We start from the raw sequence: 17577 nt of genomic DNA on the forward strand, positions 1-17577 counted from the left end.
CCTTTCAAGAAATTCATAAGTTTGGGGAGCATATATGACACAATCTCTCAAAGTGCTGATTGCGGGCGGCGGTATCGGAGGCATGGCGGCGGCCCTGTCGCTGCTGCGCCGGGGCTATGATGTCGAGGTCTATGAACAGGCCCCCGAACTGGGCGAAGTGGGCGCGGGCGTCCAGATCAGCCCCAACGGATCGCGCGCCCTGGATGCGCTGGGCGTGTTTGAAACGCTCAAAGCGGCCTCCTGCGCACCGCGCCGCAAGGAATTCCGCCTGTGGAACACGGGCCGCGCATGGCCGATGTTCGACCTTGGCCCGGAGGCGATTGAGAAATACGGCTATCCCTATCTGACGGTCTATCGTCCTGATCTGCTCGCCACGTTGATCGACGCGGTGCGGGCGATCAAGCACGACGCGGTCCATCTGGCCAAAGCGGTCAGCAATATCGACGTGCGCGAGGATGGCGTGACCCTGCATTTCGCCGATGGCACCCATGCCGAGGGCGACCTGCTGGTGGGCGCGGACGGGGTGAAATCCACCGTGCGCCGCTGCCTCTTCGGCGATGACGAGGCGCAGTTCACCGGCATGATCGCATGGCGCGGCGTGATCCCGATGGACCGCCTGCCTGAAAGGCTGCGCGACATGCTGGGCTGGACGTGGATCGGCCCGGGCGGGCATCTCGTCAACTATCCCCTGCGCGGGGGCAAGCTGATGAACATGATCGGCACGATCGAGCGCGACGACTGGCAGGTGGAAAGCTGGTACACGCAAGGCTCCAACGAGGAATGCGCCCGCGATTTCGCCGGATGGCACGAGGATGTCCAGACGCTGATCCGCGCCGCGCCCTCGGTGATGAAATGGGCCTTTATGGAGCGCGCGCCGCGCCAGACGTGGAGCGTGGGTCGGGCCACTTTGCTGGGCGATGCCTGCCATGCCACGCTGCCCTTTCTGGCGCAGGGCGCGGTCATGTCGATCGAGGACGGGGTGGTGCTGGGCCGCTGCCTCGACAAATATGCCGATCCGGTCGAGGCGCTGCACCGCTATGAACAGGCCCGCGTCGAGCGGACCAGCGCGATGGTGCGCGGGGCCAAGGAAAATACCTCACGCTTCCATGAATCGGCGCTGGCCACCGAGGAAGGCGCGATGGCCTATATGGAGAGCGAATGGAGCCGCGATCCGATCCGCGACCGCTATGACTGGCTCTATCGCTATGACGTGAACACGGCGGAGATCTGACACGTGGCGGACCATTCGCAGCGGCCCCCCGCCGATCTGCTCTCAGGGCTTCGGGTTCTTGATCTGACCAATATCCTCTCCGGCCCCTATGCCACCTATCAGATGGGGCTGCTGGGGGCGGAGGTCATCAAGGTCGAGAACCCGAAGGATGGCGATCTGGCGCGCAAGCTGGGCGCTTCGCCCGCGCTCAACGCGCAGCTGATGGGCACCAGCTTCCTCGCGCAGAACGCGGGGAAGTTGTCGGTGACGGTCGATCTGAAACACCCCGAGGGCAAGGCGCTGTTCCGCGATCTGGTGGCGAGCGCCGATGTTCTGGTGGAAAATTTCCGCCCCGGCGTGATGGACCGGCTGGGCTTTGGCCATGAAGCCCTGCGCGCGGCCAATCCGGCGCTGATCTATTGCGCGATTTCCGGCTTTGGTCAGAACGGGCCGCTGGCGGGCAATCCGGCCTATGACCAGATCGTGCAGGGCATGTCGGGGGTGATGAGTATTACCGGCGACGCCGATACCGCGCCCTTGCGCGTGGGCTATCCGCTGTGCGACACGCTGGGCGGGATGGCGGCCGCCTTTGCGGTGGTCAGCGCGCTGGTCAAACGGGAGCGGACGGGCGAGGGGGCCTTCATCGACCTTTCGATGCTGGACGCCACGCTGTCGGCCATGGGCTGGGCTGTGTCGAATTACCTGATCGCCGGGGTAGAGGCGCAGCCCATCGGCAATCAGAACGCGACCGCCGCGCCATCGGGCGCCTTCCGCTGCGCCGACGGGCCGATCAACATTGCCGCCAACAAGCAGGAGCAGTTCGAGACCCTGTGCGGGTTGATCGGGCGCCCCGATCTGGCCACCGACCCGCGCTTTGCCGAGCGCGAGACGCGCAAGGCCAACCGCGCGGCGATCAATGCCGAGCTGGAGCAGGCGCTGGCCGCCAAAAGCGCGCAGGAATGGGAAAGCCTGTTCAACGCGCATGGCATTCCGGCGGGGCGCATCCTGAGCGTGCCCGAAATTCTGGCCCATCCGCAAATCGCCGCGCGCGATCTGTTGCAGGATATCGCCATGCCTGAGGCTGATTTCGGCGGTGTGCGCGTGGTGCGTGCAGGCTTCGACCTTGCCGACAGCCAGCCCGCAGCGCGTTGCCCCCCGCCATGGCTGGGCGAGCATAACGCGCGGATCTATGGCGAATTGGGCCGCGATCAGGCCGCGCTCGACCGCCTCAGGGCCGGCGGGGCGGTTTGAACGATGGCGGCCTTATTCGGCGGCCAGAGGAAGGGGCAGCAGACCCGGCGCTGCCCCCAGCCGCAGCGACAGGCCAATCGCGGCCTCCACCGCCACCGGGGCCAGACGCGCGACATGTTCCGGCGTAAAGCGCAGGCTTGGGCCGGACAGGGTAATCGCCCCTTGCAGCACGCCATTGGCGCCGAACACCGGCGCGCCGATGGCCGCCATGTCCAGATCGACATTGCCTACCGACACCACCAGCATCGCATCGCGCGTGATGGGCGCACGCAATCCGGCGTCAAATTGCAGCAAGGTGGCGCTGGCCGCGCCCTTGTTCAATTCGCGGCGCGATCCGGGGCGCACGCTGTAATCGCGCACCACATTGCTGCCATCGGCGCGGAACAGGCAGACCAGATCCTCGCCGTCGCGGATATAGAAGGTCGCGCTCTCCGAGGTGTCGGCCACCAGTTGTTCAAGCACCGGCTCGACAAATTGGCGCAGATCGAACGAATCCTGAAACACCGAGGCGAAGGAGAGCAGGCTGGCGCCCAGTTGATAGGTGCCGTCCGCGCGCTGCCAGACAAAGCCATAGCGCTCCAGACTGCCCAGCAGGCGCAGGATCGTGCTTTTATAAAGCCCGGTGATGCGCGCGATCTCGGCCAGCGTCAGCACCGGTTTGCCGGCGCGAAAGGCTTCGAGAATGTCCAGCGCGCGATCAACCGCCGCCACCCCAGGCTTTGAATTCATGTTCCGGTTTCGCCTTGCACTCATTTGTCTCGATGTTCTGTATAGCAGAACAAAGATGCGAAATGTCAATGGCCCCGCCCAATTTTGCCCATTTCCGTTTCGGGAGAAGAAAGATGACCAACCTGCCCCCCCGCGTCTTCATTAAGGAGGAAGGCCCGCGCGAAGGTTTCCAGATCGAGCGTGCGCCTATTCCCACCGCCGACAAGATCCGGCTGGTCGATGCGCTCTCCGACACCGGGGTTGGCCTTATTCAGGTGACCTCCTTTGTCCATCCGCAAAAGGTGCCGGGCATGGCCGATGCCGAAGCCGTGGTGGCGGGCATGACCCCGCGCGCGGGGGTGCGCTACAGCGGCCTGTGGCTGAACCAGCGCGGGCTGGAACGGGCGATTGCCACCGGCCGTCTCTATCTGGAAGGCAAGCTGACGCTTTATGCATCCAACGTCTTCCTCAAGCGCAATCAGAACCGCACGCCCGAGCAACAGCGCGAGGCCCAGCCAGCCCTGATCGCCATGTATCAGGCCCATGGCATCCCGGTGCGCACCGGCTTTGTTACCGCCGCCTTTGGCTGCAATTTCGAAGGCGATGTAGATCCGGCTCGCGTGGTGGGGCTGGTGGGCGACATGCTTTCCATCGCCGCCGATCATGGCGAGAACCTGAGCCTGATGGGCCTTGGCGACACGATGGCATGGGCCACGCCCGAGCGCATCCGCCGGGTGGTGGGTGCGGTGCGGGCAAAATGGCCCGATCTCGAACTCTCTCTCCATCTGCATGACACGCGCGGGTTGGGGATCGCCAATGCGATGGCGGGGCTGGAGATGGGTGTGCGCCATTATGATGCGGCGGTGGGCGGGCTGGGCGGATGCCCCTTTGCCGCCCATGGCGGGGCGGCGGGCAATATCGCCACCGAGGATTTCGTGTTCCTGTGCGAGGAACTGGGTATCGAGACCGGGATCGATCTGGAAAAGCTGGCGGAATGCGCGCGGCTTGCCGAAAACATCGTGGGTCATCCCTTGCCGGGCAAGATCAAGACCGGGGGCAGCCTGCGCAGGCTGCGCGCCCGGATGGCGGCGGCCTGATCCCATGCTGTCGCGTCTGAATGCGGCGGACCGTGCGGCACTGGCCGCCTTGCCGCGCTCGCTGGGCATCCTGCTGGAAAACATTCTGGCCCATGAGACCGATCCCGCGCCCTATATCGCCCATTTTCGTCAATGGCTTGATCATGGCGCGGTGGAGGCGGAAATCCCCTTTCGCCCCTCGCGCATATTGATGCAGGACACGGCGGGGGTTGCCGCACTGGCCGATCTGGCGGCGCTCCGTGATCATGCTGCCGCGCATGGTTTTGCCCCGGAAACGGTCGATGCCGCCATCCCCATCGATCTGGTGATCGACCATTCGGTCCATGTCGATCACAGCGGCTCGCCCGATGCTGCCGCGCGCAATTTGGCGCTGGAATATGCCCGCAACGGCGAACGCTACCGGTTCTTCAAATGGGCCGAGCGCGCCTTTGACCGGCTGAATATCGTGCCGCCGGGACAAGGCATTTGCCATCAAATCAATCTTGAGCGGCTGACCAGCGGTTGCGTCCGCCGCGAGGGCCGATGGATGGCCGAAACCGTGATCGGCACCGACAGCCACACTACGATGGTCAATGCGCTGGGCGTGCTGGGCTGGGGCGTGGGCGGGATCGAGGCGGAGCTGGCCGCGCTGGGCGCGCCGGTGCCGATTGCCCTGCCGCGCGTGGTTGAGGTGCGATTGGAAGGGCGATTGGCGCCGGGTGTGACGGCCACCGATGCCGCGCTGTTCATCACCGCCCATTTACGTCGCGCCGATGTGGTGGATCAGATCGTCGAATTTTCCGGCCCCGCGTTCGATCATCTGACGCTGCCCGACCGGGCGGCGGTGGCCAATATGTGCCCCGAATATGGCGCCACCGCCGCGCTGTTCCCGGTGGATGAGGCCACGCTTGCCTATATGGCGGCGATGGGGCGCCCGGTGGATGATTATGAGGCCTATGCGCGCCAGACCGGATTGTGGCGCGACGCCGGCCCGCCCCGGCTCTATTCGCGGCGCCTGATCCTCGATCTGGGCGTGGTGGAGCCGGTGATGGCCGGGCCCAGCAGGCCGCAACAGATCGTCCCTCTCGCAGCGGTCCCGGACAATCTGCGTAAGTCTTTCCCGCAGGAGGATGATGCCCTGATCGCCATTGCCGCCATTACCAGTTGCACCAACACCGCCAATCCCGCGCTGATGGTGGCCGCGGGCCTGATCGCGCAAAGGGCAGTGGCGCGCGGCCTGTCGGTGCCGCCATGGGTCAAAACCTCGCTGGCCCCCGGATCGCCGCGCATCGCGGCCATGCTGGAGCATGCCGGATTGCAGGAAAGCCTTGATGCGCTGGGCTTTCATCTGGTGGGCTTTGGCTGCACCACATGCGTCGGCAATTCGGGCGATCTTAAACCTGAGGCGGGGAAGGGGCTGTTGGCGGCGATCCTGTCGGGCAATCGCAATTTTGAAAACCGCATCCATCCCGCCATCCGGGCCAATTACCTTGCCTCGCCCCCGTTGGTGGTGGCCGCTGCGCTTGCCGGGCGGATGGGCGTCAATCTGGCGCAGGATGCCTTGGGCGCGGATCGCAATGGCCTGTCCGTGTTTCTGCGTGATCTCTGGCCCGATGCGGCGGAGGTGACGGAGATTCTGCAAGGCCTGCCCGATAGGATGGAGATGCCATCAGCGGATCGGACATGGGCCGACCTTGAAGCTCCTGATGGCGCGCAATTCCCGTGGACCCTGGCCTCGACCATGGTCCTGCCCCCGCCCTTTTTCGCGCGTGCGGCGCAGGGGTTGACGGGTGATCTGCTTGGCGCGCGGGCGCTGCTGGTGCTGGGCGACAATGTAACCACCGATCATATCTCGCCCATCGGCAGGATCGCAGCCTCGTCGCCCGCCGCCGCATGGCTGCGCGCGCATGGACAGGGCAATCCGGGCAGCTATGGCGAGCGGCGCGCCAATGACCGCGTGATGCTGCGCGGGACTTTCGACAATGCGCGGCTGGTCAACCATCTGGCGGGCGGGCCGGGCAATCGGGCGCTGGGGCCGGATGGTGTGGAGAAGTCCGTGTTCGAGGCGGCGCAGGCCTTTGCTGCGCAGGGCATCCCGCTGCTGGTCTTTGCCGGGGAGCGTTACGGCACCGGATCGGCGCGCGACTGGGCGGCCAAGGGAACCGCGCTGCTGGGCATAGGCGCGGTGATCGCGCGCAGCTTTGAACGCATCCACCGCGCCAATCTGGTGGCGATGGGTGTGCTGCCGGTGGTGTGGGATCAGGATGCGGCGGTGCTGGTTCGCGCCGACAGTCGGATCGCGATCCTTGGCATCGAAGGGCTGAGTCCGGATCAGCGCGATCTGATTATCGAAATCAACACGCCGGGCGAAGGGACGCGCCGCTTTCTCGCGCGGGCCGATGTAGGCTCGGCGGGACAGATAGCGCTGCTGCGCGAGGGCGGTCTGTTCGCGCGATTCGCGCGGCGTTTCGGTTGATGGATACGTTGCCGGGCAGGTAGTCCCTCCCGGCAACGTCCTGCCTCATCCCTCGTGGATGGTCTTGGTAACGAGGCAAGCCTGCAAGCCCTCCGGCCCGTCCTCATGGCCATGGCCCGACCATTTGACCCCGCCAAAGGGCGCATCGGCCGCGCCGATGGTGGTCGTGTTGATCGCCAGCATCCCGGTTTCCAACTCGGCGGCCAGACGGCGCTGGCGGCGATAGTCCTGAGTCCAGGCATAGGCGGCAAGGCCATAGGGCAGACGGTTGGCCTCGGCGATCATCGCCGCCTCATCGGCATAACGGTTGATCAGCGCGACCGGGCCAAAGGGCTCCTCCTGCATGATTTCCGCGTCCAGCGGCGTGTCGGCCAGCACGGTGGGGGCAAAGAAGCAGCCCTGATTGCCGATCCTTGCCCCGCCGGTCATCAACCGCCCGCCGCGCGCAATCGCATCGGCCACCAGCTTTTCCATCGCTTCGGGGCGGCGCGGATTGGCCATCGGCCCCATTTGCACGCCATCCTGCCAACCCGGCCCGACCGGAATCGCCGCGGCCCTTTGCGCGAAACCGGCGACAAAGTGGTCATAGATCGCATCCTCGACGATAAAACGCGTGGGCGCGACGCAGACTTGCCCTGCATTGCGAAATTTATGAGGCACCACCTTGTCGAGGACTTCTTCCAGATCGACATCGCCAAAGACCAGCACCGGCCCATGCCCGCCCAGTTCCATCGTCGTCCGCTTCAGATCATTGGCGGCCAGTTTCATCAGATGTTTGCCGATGGCGGTCGATCCGGTGAAGCTGAGCTTGCGGATAACGGGCGATGCGAGGAGATAGTCGGACACCTGCGCCGGATCTCCAAACACCGCCTGCGCCACATCGCCAGGCAGGCCCGCATCATAAAGGCATTGCAGCACGCCCAGCGCCGAGGCAGGCGTTTCTTCGGCAGCTTTCAGAATGACGCTGCAACCGGCTGCAATCGGCGCGGCCAGTTTGCGCCCCGGATTGCCCAGCGGAAAATTCCACGGAGCAAACGCGGCCACCGGCCCTACGGGTTCATGCGCTACGGTCGAGCGCATGCCGGCGGGGCGCACCAGTTGGCGGCCATAGAGGCGATGCACCTCGCCCGCGTAGAAGCGGAAGAGTTCGACATTCATCATCACCTCAACCCGGGCTTCGGCCAATGTCTTGCCCTGTTCCTGCGTTGCGACCCATGCCAGCGCCTCTTTGCGCTCCAGCATGAGGGCGGCGGCCCCTTGCAGCACATCGGCGCGTTGCGCCGCGCTGGAATGCCGCCACAGGGCAAAGCCACGCGCGGCGGCCTCCAGCGCGCGATCAAGATCGGCGGTGTCGGCAAGGGGCAATTGGCCCAGCGCCTCGCCGGTGGCGGGGTTGCGGACGGTGAAGGTCGCGCGATGGTCGATGCCGACCCTCTGTCCGGCGATGACCATGGCGAGTTCGGGGTAATGGGGCATGGAATCCTCTGATTTTGTTTTGAATATGATGCGGGCGGTCAGATGGGGAAATGCCCGTCTTGCGTTTCGACGGTGATCCAGCGCGTTTCGGTGAAGCTGTCGATGCCCTGACGACCGCCGAAGCGGCCGTAGCCCGAAGCGCCGACGCCCCCGAAGGGCATTTGGGCCTCGTCATGGACGGTCGGGCCGTTGACGTGGCAGATGCCGCTCTTGATCTGCTTGGCAAGGCGCAGGCCCTTGGCGATGTCCTTGGTGAAGACCGCAGCAGACAGGCCATATTCGGTGTCATTGGCCAGTTCGATCGCGTGCGCTTCGTCGCGCGCGCGGATGATGCCGACCACCGGGCCAAAGCTTTCATCGCGGAACAGCTTCATGTCCGGCGTCACCTTGTCCACCAGATGCGCGGGCATGACGACGTTGAGCGTGGTTTCCCCGCCCGTCAGCAGTTCAGCACCCTTGGCTACCGCATCATCGACCAGCGACAGGCAATGCGCCACCGTCTTGGCATCGACCACCCCGCCCAGCGGCGTGTTGCCCAGACGCGGATCGCCCGCCGTCAGGGTCTTGACCTTGGCGGCGAATTTCGCAGCGAAAACATCGGCAACGGCTTCGACCACGATGATCCGCTCGGTGCTCATGCAGATCTGGCCCTGGTTCATATAGGCGCCGAACGCTGCCGCCTTGACCGCCTCGTCCAGATCAGCGTCAGCGCAGATCACCAAAGGCGCCTTGCCGCCCAGTTCGAGCAGGCAGGGCTTCAACTGCTGCGCCGCGCGGGTGGCGATGATGCGGCCGACCGCCGTGCTGCCGGTGAAATTGATGCGCTTGACCTCGGGCGCGTCGATCAGTGCGCCCACCACATCGGCGGCGTCCGCAGGTGCGTTGGTCACGACATTGACCACGCCCTCGGGGAAACCGGCCTCGGCAAAAGCCTCGATGATCAGCGCATGGGTGCGCGGGCATTGCTCGGAAGCCTTCAGGATCACCGCATTGCCGCAAGCCAAAGGCGTTGCAATTGCGCGCACGCCAAGGATGATCGGCGCATTCCAAGGCGCAATGCCAAGGATCACGCCCACCGGCTCACGCAGCGCCATGGCAAGGCAGCCGGGCTTGTCCGAGGGGATCACTTCGCCCGAAATCTGGGTGGTCAGGCTGGCCGCTTCACGCACCATCGACACGGCCAGGCCAAGGTTAAACATCGCCCAACCGGCGGTCGCGCCGATCTCGCCCATCATCGCGGCGACGAAATCGTCCTTCTTGGCCGCCAGTGCGTCCGCCGCCTTCTGCAACACCGCGCGGCGGGCATTCGGGCCCATGGCGCCCCAAGCAGGCTGCGCCGCCGCAGCACGCGCCGCAATCGCCGCCATATCGCCCGCCTGCATCGCCACCGCCGACGAGGCTACATCGCCCGTCATCGGGTTCAATCGTGTGAAGTTCATGGATTTTCCTCTGTCTGGCGATGGCAGCTTGCAAAAGGAAACTGGCGGAACTCGTCGCCCATGTCAATAAAAAGGAATATCGTTCTGTTTGATGGAATGGTCGGCGATTGTAGTCCGATTGGAATTTACCCGGCCCCCAATCCGCTTAACCACATGACTTTCAATGCCAATGGCGTGCTCTCGCTCTTTTTCGCCGGCCCGCGATGTAAGCCAATCACCAAGGCGCGTCTCCGGGCTTTGCTGTGCCCGGCGCCTGTGGCATCCCCGCCTCACGCCGATTTCCGCAGGGAAACAGACGGTAAGACCAATTCGGGAAGAGAGAGAGCCATGACCATCCAACGCCGCGATTTTTCCAAAGGGCTGGCCGCCGTCGCCGCTCTGGCCAGCGCGCCCGCCATCGCCGCCGCGCCGCGCCGCGCCTATGCGCTTTATGCCGCCACGGGCAGCGTGATGGCATGGCGCAGCCTGAACACGGCCACCGGCGCGAGCGGTGAGGTCGGCTCGATCACCCTGCCTTCGCCGATCCAGTATGCATGGCCCCATCCCGATAGCCGGTTTCTCTATGTGGCCACATCGGATGCGCCGGGCGGGTCGGTGGGGGGCGGATCGATCCATCGGCTGGTCGCGCTGAAGATCGGACGGGGCGGCGCGCTTTCACCCCATGGCGAACCGGTGCTGCTCAGCCAGCGCCCGGTGCATATGAGCGTGGACTCCAGCGGCCATTATGCGCTTTGCGCCTATAATGCGCCCGCCAATCTGTCGGTCCATACGATCCGCCCGGACGGCACATTGGGCGAAATGGTGGCGCAGGTCGAGAAGCTCGACCTTGGGATTTACGCCCATCAGATCCGTATGATGCCGGGGGGCAAATCGGTACTTCTGGTGACGCGGGGCAACAATGCCTCGGCCACAAAGCCGGAAGATCCCGGCGCGCTAAAAACCTTCGATTTCGACCATGGTCATTTGCACAATGCGCAAAGCATTGCCGTGGGGGGGCGGGGCGGTCTGGGGTATGGCCCGCGCCATGCCGATTTCCACCCGTATCTGCCAATTGCCTATGTCGCCATCGAGCGGCAGAACCAGTTGCACACGCATCGCATCATCGGCGCTCATCTGGCGCCCGAACCCGAACTGATCACCTCGACCACCGACCAGCCGCCCCAAGATGCTAATGGCGCCACGACCCTTGTGGGCGCGATCCATGTCCATCCGCGCGGCCATACACTCTATGTATCCAACCGCGCCAGTTCGACGGTTGAAGTCGATGGGCGCAAGGTCTTTGCGGGGGGCGACAATTCCATCGCGGTCTTTGCACTCCATCCGCGTACCGGCCTGCCCAAGCTGGTGCAGCGGATCGACCCGCGCGGCTTTCATGTGCGCAGTTTCGCCATCTCGCCTGATGGGCGGATGCTGGCGGCGGCCAGCATGGTCGACATGCCGCTGCGCGAAGGCGGTGTGACCCCGGCGGGCCTCAGCCTGTTTCGCATCCGACCCGACGGCACCCTCGCCTTCCTGCGCAAGATCGACACGCCGGTCGGCAAGGAATCGCAATTGTGGACATCAATCCTGCCTGTCCCGGCCTGACTGTGGCCACGGAACGGGACAGCCCAGACCTGTTTGGTTTGGGTTTGCCCGAGCCTGTTAATGCCCGGCCACAAGACCGCAAAGGCAGGCCAGCCCACCTGTGCGGGAGGACCGATATAGTGATGAAATGCAGAATGTTGATGGCGGGCCTCATGGCGCTGGCCATGCCCGTCCTGGCTCAACAGCCGGGACCGCAACAGCGCGGGCCCCAGTCCTATGAACAGCAACAGCACAATCAGGCATGGGCCACCCGCAAGATCGCGCTTTCCCCCCTGCGCAAGGAATGGGTGACGATCCGGCGCGGCAATCGCACCCTGCGCGCGATGGTTACCTATCCAACCACCGCGCGCAAAGGGCCTGTCGTGCTGGCGGGCCATGAGGTGTTCGGCCTGACCGATTCCACGCTCAACACCGCGGTTGAGATTGCCGCGATGGGCTATGTCACCATCACGCCTGATTATCTCTCGGCCTATGCCCCCGATGGCGGCGGCACATCCTCGATGGGCACGCGCGCAAGCGAAACCTCCACCGCGCTGGCCGATGCCGAGGTCGATGCCGACATCAACGCCTGGGCCGATTACGGGCTGAAACTCGGCCGGTCGAACGGCACCTTCGCGATTGTCGGCCTGTCATGGAGCGGCGGGGCGGCCTTTCGCTATGTGGCGGGGCCGCATGTGAGCCCGGCGCTGCGCGGCGTTTTCGTGTTCTATGACGTCGGCCCGCCCACCACGCATCAGGGTCAGTACCACATCACGCCTGAACCCGGCACCTTTCCGGTCAAGCATTTTTCGGTGCCCGTCTATGGCTTCTATCCGGATCAGGACACGCGCGTGATGAAGGCATTGCCCGCCACGGTAGAGGCAATGAGGCAGGCGAACAACCGCTTCTATCCCGAAATCTACAAAGGCGCCGACCATGCCTATATGCGGGTGGGCGAGGACCCGGCCGACCCCAATCCGGCCAATATTGACGCTGTGCGCGCCAGCCTTGCCCGGATTGGGCGCTTGCTGGGCCAGCTCAGCACATAAGGGCGGCGCTAAGCCCTATGCCTCCTGATCGCCGGCCTGGATGCTGGCGATCAGGTCGGCGCGCAGCCATTGATGCGCCGGGTCGCGGTGGCTGCGTTCATGCCATACGGCCAGTTTGGTAAAGCCGGGCACCGCCAGCGGCAAAGGCCGCCGCACCAGCCCGGCCACCCCGTCGAGCAGCCGCGTGGGCACGGTGGCTACCAGATCGGTGCGCGCCAACACCTGCACCAGCACGAGAAAACAACTGGCCGAAAAGCTGACGCGCCGCTCACGCCCCATGGCGGTCAGCGCGCGGTCCACCACGCCGAGAAACGCATCGCCGCGCAGCGAAACCAGCCCATGATCGAGCGCGCAGAATTCGTCGAGAGTGATGTCCCGCTCCGCCGCCGGATGACCTTCGCGCAGGGCCAGCGAATAGGTTTCCTCATAGAGCCGCACCGCGTGAAGATCGGGCAGGGCGGCTTCGGGGGTGACCAGCGCAAGATCGATCTGTCCCTGTTCAAACCCCGCCATCAGCCGCGCATCATCGTGGGAGTGGATCGCGATGCGGATGCCCGGCGCCGCGCGCCGCAGCCCTTCCAGCCAAGGCACCAGCACCGCCAGCTGCGCATAATCGGTGGCCGCGATGGAGAAGCTGGCCGTGCTGCTGGCCGGATCGAATTGCGGACGGGTGAGCATGCATTCCACCTCGCTCATCATCCGCCGCAGGGGCTGCGCCAGCGCCAGCGCGCGCGGCGTGGGCACGATGCCATGGCTGGAGCGCACAAACAGCGGATCGTCCAGCGCCACGCGCAGCCGCCCCAGCATCCCGCTGACTGCGGGCTGGGTCAGGCTGAGCCGATGAGCCGCGCGGGTGACGCTGCGTTCGACCAGCAGGGCATCGAAAGCCTTGAGAAGATTAAAGTCGAGCTGCCTGATATCATTCATGCTGATGGACCACATTTCAAACCACGATTTGCCTTATAAAGGTGCAGCCCTCAGATGGCGAGCCTCGATTGAACAACAAGGCTTGCCCCCCCAAATGCAGAATTCCATCCATTGGCCTGCGGGTTATACGCCCGGATTTACTGACAATTTCGTATCGAACGAACTCATCGTCGTCGGATTGACCGCCGCGCAGGTCTGGCCCTTTCTGGCCAACACCAAAGCGTGGCCGACCTATTACGAAAATTGCGCGGACATCGCCTTTCAAAACACCCACGGCCCGGTGCTGAGCCAAGGCGCGCGCTTTTCCTTCACCACCTTCGGCTTTGGCGTCGAGGCTGAAGTCACCGAATATATCGTGTCGACCGCAACCACTCCGGGCCGCGTGGCCTGGCATGGCTGGTGCGGACAGGGCGAGGAGCGCCTCGACGTTCACCACGCATGGCCGATCGAGGATCTGGACCAAGGCCGCGTCCGCGTGTTGACGCAGGAAACCCAGAATGGCGGCCCCGCGCGGGCTTTGGCCGCCGCGCGACCCGATCCGATGATCAACGGCCATCAGGACTGGATCAAAGGCATGATCGCCGCCGCCCGCGAAAATCGCAAGATCCCCGCATAAGGAAGCCCCCAATGTCTGCCCTGTTTACCCCCTTTACCCTCAAAGACGTGACCCTGCGCAACCGCATCGGGGTGCCGCCCATGTGCCAGTACAGCGCCACGGCGGGCTTCGTTTCCGACTGGCATCTGGCGCATTACGCGGGCCTTGCCCGCGGCGGCGCGGGTCTGGTTATTGTCGAGGCCAGCGGTGTTTCGCCCGATGGCCGGATCAGCCCCGATTGCCTTGGCCTGTGGAGCGACGAGCATATCGCGGGCCTTGCCCGGATTGCCGCCGCGATCAAGGCTGCCGGCGCCGTGCCGGGCATCCAGATCGCCCATGCAGGTCGCAAGGCCAATGCCAACCGCCCGTGGGATGGCGACGATCATATCGCCCCCGAAGATCCGCGTTATTGGGAAACCATCTCGCCCTCGGCCATCGCCTTTGGCGGGGGGCTGCCGCGCGTGCCGCGTGAAATGACGCTGGCCGATATTGCCCGCGTTCAGGCCGATTTCGCCGCCGCCGCCCGCCGCGCCCGCGCCGCCGGTTTCGAATGGCTCGAACTGCATTTCGCCCATGGCTATCTGGCGCAGAGCTTCTTTTCGCGCCACGCCAATCAGCGCACCGACGCCTATGGCGGCGATGCGGCGGGACGGGGGCGCTTCATGCTCGAAACGCTGGCGGCGGTGCGCGCCATATGGCCGGAGAACCTGCCGCTGACGGCGCGTTTCGGCGTGGTGGAATATGATGGCCATGATGAGGAAACGCTGAGCGATGCCATCGACCTGTCGGCCAAAATGCGCGATGGTGGGCTGGATTTCCTCAGCGTTTCCATGGGTTTTTCCACCATCGAGGCCAAAGTGCCATGGGGCCCGGCCTTCTTTGCCCCGGTGGTCGAACGGGTGCGTTCGGCGCTGGCCATGCCGGTGGGTTCGGCATGGTGCATCGATGCGGCCCATGATGCCGAACATGCCGTGGCCCATGGCCAGATGGATGTGGTGATGATGGGGCGCGCGATGCTGGCCAATCCGCATTACCCCTATGAACTGGCCATCGCGCTGGGTGAGGAAAAGCCTGCATCGCTGCTGCCCAACCCCTATGGCTATTGGCTGCAACGCTATCGCGGCGCGGGCAAGGGCGCGGCGCAGTAAGAGGTGGGGGCAGGCCGCCAGCCATCACGGCCGCCTGCCCCTTATCGCGTCAAGGCGCGATAATCCCTGCCTTTTTCAGATCGCCCGGCGCCGAAGACGTCCCGATCCAGACCGTGAAGTCACCCTTGGGGATCACCCAGCCATGGGCCTTTTCATCCCAGACGCCCAGCGGATGGTGGCTGGCCGCCGGATCAATGGAGATGGCAACCTGCTTCGTCTCGCCCAGCGCCAGAGCGATGCGCTGATAGCCGATCATGCGGCGCGGCGGCTGCTTGGCGCCCAACTTGTCGGCGCTGGCGGGCAGGCCGACATAGACCTGAACCACCTGCGCGCCCTCACGCTTGCCGGTATTGGTGACGCTGGCGGAAACCTGCCAACCGCCGCCCGCACGGGCCACCACCGGCTTGCCCACCGCAAAGCTGGTATAGGACAGGCCATGGCCGAAGGGGAAGGCGAGGCAGGCGTTCGCCCCGTTGCTGACCGGGCAAGCCCCGCCGATATTGGCATCATACCAGCGATAGCCGATCGCCAGTTGCTCGCTGTAGGTCACCGTTTGCAGTTTGCCATCGGCCGACATCGTGCCGGGGAACTGTGTGGGGCTGACATGATCGAGGAAACCGTTGCCGGTGAAAGGCAGGCTGACCGGCAACTTGCCCGAGGGGTTGATCCGACCGAACAGGACATCGGCCACGATATTGCCGTCCTCTTGTCCCGGAAACCACGCCTCGACAATCGCAGGCCCCTTGGCGCCCACCAACGAGGCGGGCAGGGCAACGCCTGCATTGTCTTTCAGCACCAGCACCGATTTGGCCGCAACCTTGGGGTTGGACACCAAGGCTTCGATCATCGCCACGGTGCCGCTGTTTTTGGCACGATTGTCGCCATCGCCGGTGGCGATCTTGTTTGAGCGGCCCGCATACCAGTCAAGGCTGCTGCCCGCCGAGGCCGGGGCGGCAAGCTGGTGGCCGGTCTGGTCGGTGAAGGTAGCGCGGTCGGCGCCTTCCTCCGAAATCGTGCCCGCCATCATCACCACGGCATCGGCGCCGGCGGCTTCGGCCTGCACCTGCGCGAAAGTGGCGCTTTGGCCGTCGATGGTGGCCGATGTGTTGGCGTCATCGACAAGGATCAGCCGGACTGAAGCGCCGCCATTGCCCAGATCCGCCAGCGCCGCGCGCAGGCCCGCCAGCGGGGTGACGGTGTAATTGGGCACAACGTCTGAACTGCCGCCGCCCGCGCCCATCGGCTCGCCCACCACCGCGCCGCCCGCCACGGCCTGCTGGGCATAGACCTGACTGGCCTTGCCAATCAGCACCAGCTTGTGCAGATCCTTGCGCAGCGGCAGCGCGCCGTTGTTTTGCAGCAATACGGTGGCCCGCCCGCCAATCTCGCGCGCCTTGTGGCCGCCTGCGGCAAAGTCGATCGGGCGGCGTTCCAGCTTGCGGTCGAAAATGCCCAGCTTGAAGGTCTGGGTATAACGCCGCTCCAGCGCCTCATCGACACGCGCCTGCGTCAACTCGCCCTTGTCAAGCGCGGCGCGGATCTTGGCGGGCGCCCAGTGCAGGGGCAGGGGCATTTCATGGTCCGCGCCATTGGCGAGTGTTGCCACCGTGCTTTTCATCGCGAAAAAGTCGGATTGGACATAGCCGGTAAAGCCCCAATCCTTGCGCAACACATCGTCGAGCATCGTGCGATTTTCGCAGGAGGACTGACCGTTGACGTAATTATAGGCGCACATCACCGCCGCAACCTTGCCGTCCTTGACCGCCATTTCGAACGGCAGCAAGTACAGTTCGCGCAGGGTCTGTCTGTCCACTGTCTCCTGAATGGTCTGACGATTGGTTTCCTGTTCATTGGCCGCATAATGTTTGACCATGGCGATCAGCCCGCGCGACTGGATCGCCTTGATTTCGGCCACGGCCATGGAGCCGCTCAGATAGGGGTCCTCGCCGAAATATTCCATGTTGCGGCCAAGAATCGGCAGGCGGGCAAGATTGACGCCGGGGGCCTCGAACACATGCAGGCCCAGATCGAGCATTTCCGTGGCGATCACCTCGCCATACATGCCCGCGACCGCCGGATCGAACGAAGCAGCCGCGCCAATGGCCGAAGGCAAAGCAGTCGCTTTGGCCGAGCTGGGATGGGTATAGGCGGCAGAGATATCACCGAAACCGGGCATATGCAGCATGGTCTTGCCGGCATCAGGCGAGACGCAATCGTTCTGGCCCAGACCCACCGGGCCGTTGGTTACGCGAAAGGTGGGAATGTCGAGCGCGGCAATACCCGTGACATGGCGCCCGCCAAGGCATGCGGGCAGGTCAGGCAGGATCTCGGGCTTGGCCCCGGTCAGCTGCTGCAGCTTCTGATCCAGCGTCATGGCCGAAATCAGCAATTTCGCGCGCCGCCTTGCCACCGCCTCGCGCGTGGCGTCATCGGGGGCGCTCTGCTGTTCGGCAATAATGGTCGCCGTCATCCAAGGGTTGGCGGTCTGCGCCTGCGCCGATTGGGCGCCCGCTGTTGCGATCACCGTCATCGCCGCGCCATAGGCCCATCGGCTGTTCCATTTCCGTGCCATGCCTGTCCACTCCCACTATGTTTTCTCTGTTGGGTGGAATCATTGGTAGGGCCAATTCTTACAAAAAGCCAGATCAATAATGGAAAT

The 17577-nt window shown here is 64.6% G+C and carries 13 protein-coding genes; 8 read left to right on the top strand and 5 right to left on the bottom strand.

Annotated elements, in window-relative coordinates; all coding sequences use genetic code 11:
• Window positions 1–34 precede the first annotated feature (34 nt).
• Both FHW96_RS07035 and FHW96_RS07040 read left to right on the top strand, forming a co-directional pair.
• On the top strand, window positions 35–1231 hold the full coding sequence (locus FHW96_RS07035; RefSeq protein WP_172339834.1) for an FAD-dependent monooxygenase: 1197 nt from the start codon (window positions 35–37) through the stop codon (window positions 1229–1231).
• A 3-nt stretch (window positions 1232–1234) separates the two neighbouring features.
• Entirely contained in the window at window positions 1235–2461 is a 1227-nt protein-coding gene (locus tag FHW96_RS07040; RefSeq protein WP_172339835.1) for a CoA transferase, read from the top strand.
• 12 nt (window positions 2462–2473) lie between these two features.
• Here FHW96_RS07040 and FHW96_RS07045 read toward each other — a convergent pair whose 3' ends face one another.
• On the bottom strand, window positions 2474–3190 hold the full coding sequence (locus tag FHW96_RS07045) for an IclR family transcriptional regulator (protein WP_172339836.1): 717 nt from the start codon (window positions 3188–3190) through the stop codon (window positions 2474–2476).
• A 113-nt stretch (window positions 3191–3303) separates the two neighbouring features.
• Here FHW96_RS07045 and FHW96_RS07050 point away from each other — a divergent pair, with 113 nt between their 5' ends.
• Entirely contained in the window at window positions 3304–4266 is a 963-nt protein-coding gene (locus FHW96_RS07050) for a hydroxymethylglutaryl-CoA lyase (protein WP_172339837.1), read from the top strand.
• Window positions 4267–4270: 4 nt separating this feature from the next.
• Window positions 4271–6721, top strand: coding sequence for an aconitate hydratase AcnA (gene acnA, locus FHW96_RS07055; protein WP_172339838.1), 2451 nt, complete (start codon window positions 4271–4273; stop codon window positions 6719–6721).
• 45 nt (window positions 6722–6766) lie between these two features.
• Here acnA and FHW96_RS07060 read toward each other — a convergent pair whose 3' ends face one another.
• Together FHW96_RS07060 and FHW96_RS07065 are read right to left on the bottom strand one after the other, a co-directional pair.
• A complete protein-coding gene (locus tag FHW96_RS07060; RefSeq protein WP_172339839.1) occupies window positions 6767–8197 on the bottom strand; it encodes an NAD-dependent succinate-semialdehyde dehydrogenase in 1431 nt (476 codons plus the stop codon).
• Window positions 8198–8235: 38 nt separating this feature from the next.
• Window positions 8236–9636, bottom strand: coding sequence for an aldehyde dehydrogenase (locus FHW96_RS07065; protein WP_172339840.1), 1401 nt, complete (start codon window positions 9634–9636; stop codon window positions 8236–8238).
• A gap of 327 nt (window positions 9637–9963) precedes the next feature.
• Between FHW96_RS07065 and FHW96_RS07070 the strand changes: the two genes are divergently transcribed.
• Window positions 9964–11220, top strand: coding sequence for a beta-propeller fold lactonase family protein (locus tag FHW96_RS07070; protein WP_172339841.1), 1257 nt, complete (start codon window positions 9964–9966; stop codon window positions 11218–11220).
• A gap of 122 nt (window positions 11221–11342) precedes the next feature.
• On the top strand, window positions 11343–12248 hold the full coding sequence (locus FHW96_RS07075) for a dienelactone hydrolase family protein (RefSeq protein ID WP_253950809.1): 906 nt from the start codon (window positions 11343–11345) through the stop codon (window positions 12246–12248).
• A 15-nt stretch (window positions 12249–12263) separates the two neighbouring features.
• Here FHW96_RS07075 and FHW96_RS07080 read toward each other — a convergent pair whose 3' ends face one another.
• On the bottom strand, window positions 12264–13175 hold the full coding sequence (locus tag FHW96_RS07080; protein ID WP_172339843.1) for a LysR family transcriptional regulator: 912 nt from the start codon (window positions 13173–13175) through the stop codon (window positions 12264–12266).
• Between the two features lie 94 nt (window positions 13176–13269).
• Between FHW96_RS07080 and FHW96_RS07085 the strand changes: the two genes are divergently transcribed.
• Both FHW96_RS07085 and FHW96_RS07090 read left to right on the top strand, forming a co-directional pair.
• Window positions 13270–13791: an SRPBCC domain-containing protein gene (locus FHW96_RS07085; RefSeq protein ID WP_172339844.1), complete on the top strand. Its 522-nt coding sequence runs from the start codon at window positions 13270–13272 to the stop codon at window positions 13789–13791.
• A gap of 11 nt (window positions 13792–13802) precedes the next feature.
• Window positions 13803–14918 carry an NADH:flavin oxidoreductase/NADH oxidase gene (locus FHW96_RS07090; protein WP_172339845.1) on the top strand — a complete coding sequence of 372 codons (1116 nt, stop codon included), beginning with the start codon at window positions 13803–13805 and terminating at the stop codon, window positions 14916–14918.
• A 49-nt stretch (window positions 14919–14967) separates the two neighbouring features.
• Here FHW96_RS07090 and FHW96_RS07095 read toward each other — a convergent pair whose 3' ends face one another.
• Window positions 14968–17490 (bottom strand): beta-glucosidase, encoded by a 2523-nt coding sequence (locus FHW96_RS07095; protein ID WP_216650808.1) that lies wholly within the window; start codon window positions 17488–17490, stop codon window positions 14968–14970.
• Window positions 17491–17577: the final 87 nt, after the last annotated feature.

It is taken from the genome of Novosphingobium sp. SG751A (genome assembly GCF_013149295.1).
Taxonomy (GTDB): Bacteria; Pseudomonadota; Alphaproteobacteria; order Sphingomonadales; family Sphingomonadaceae; genus Novosphingobium.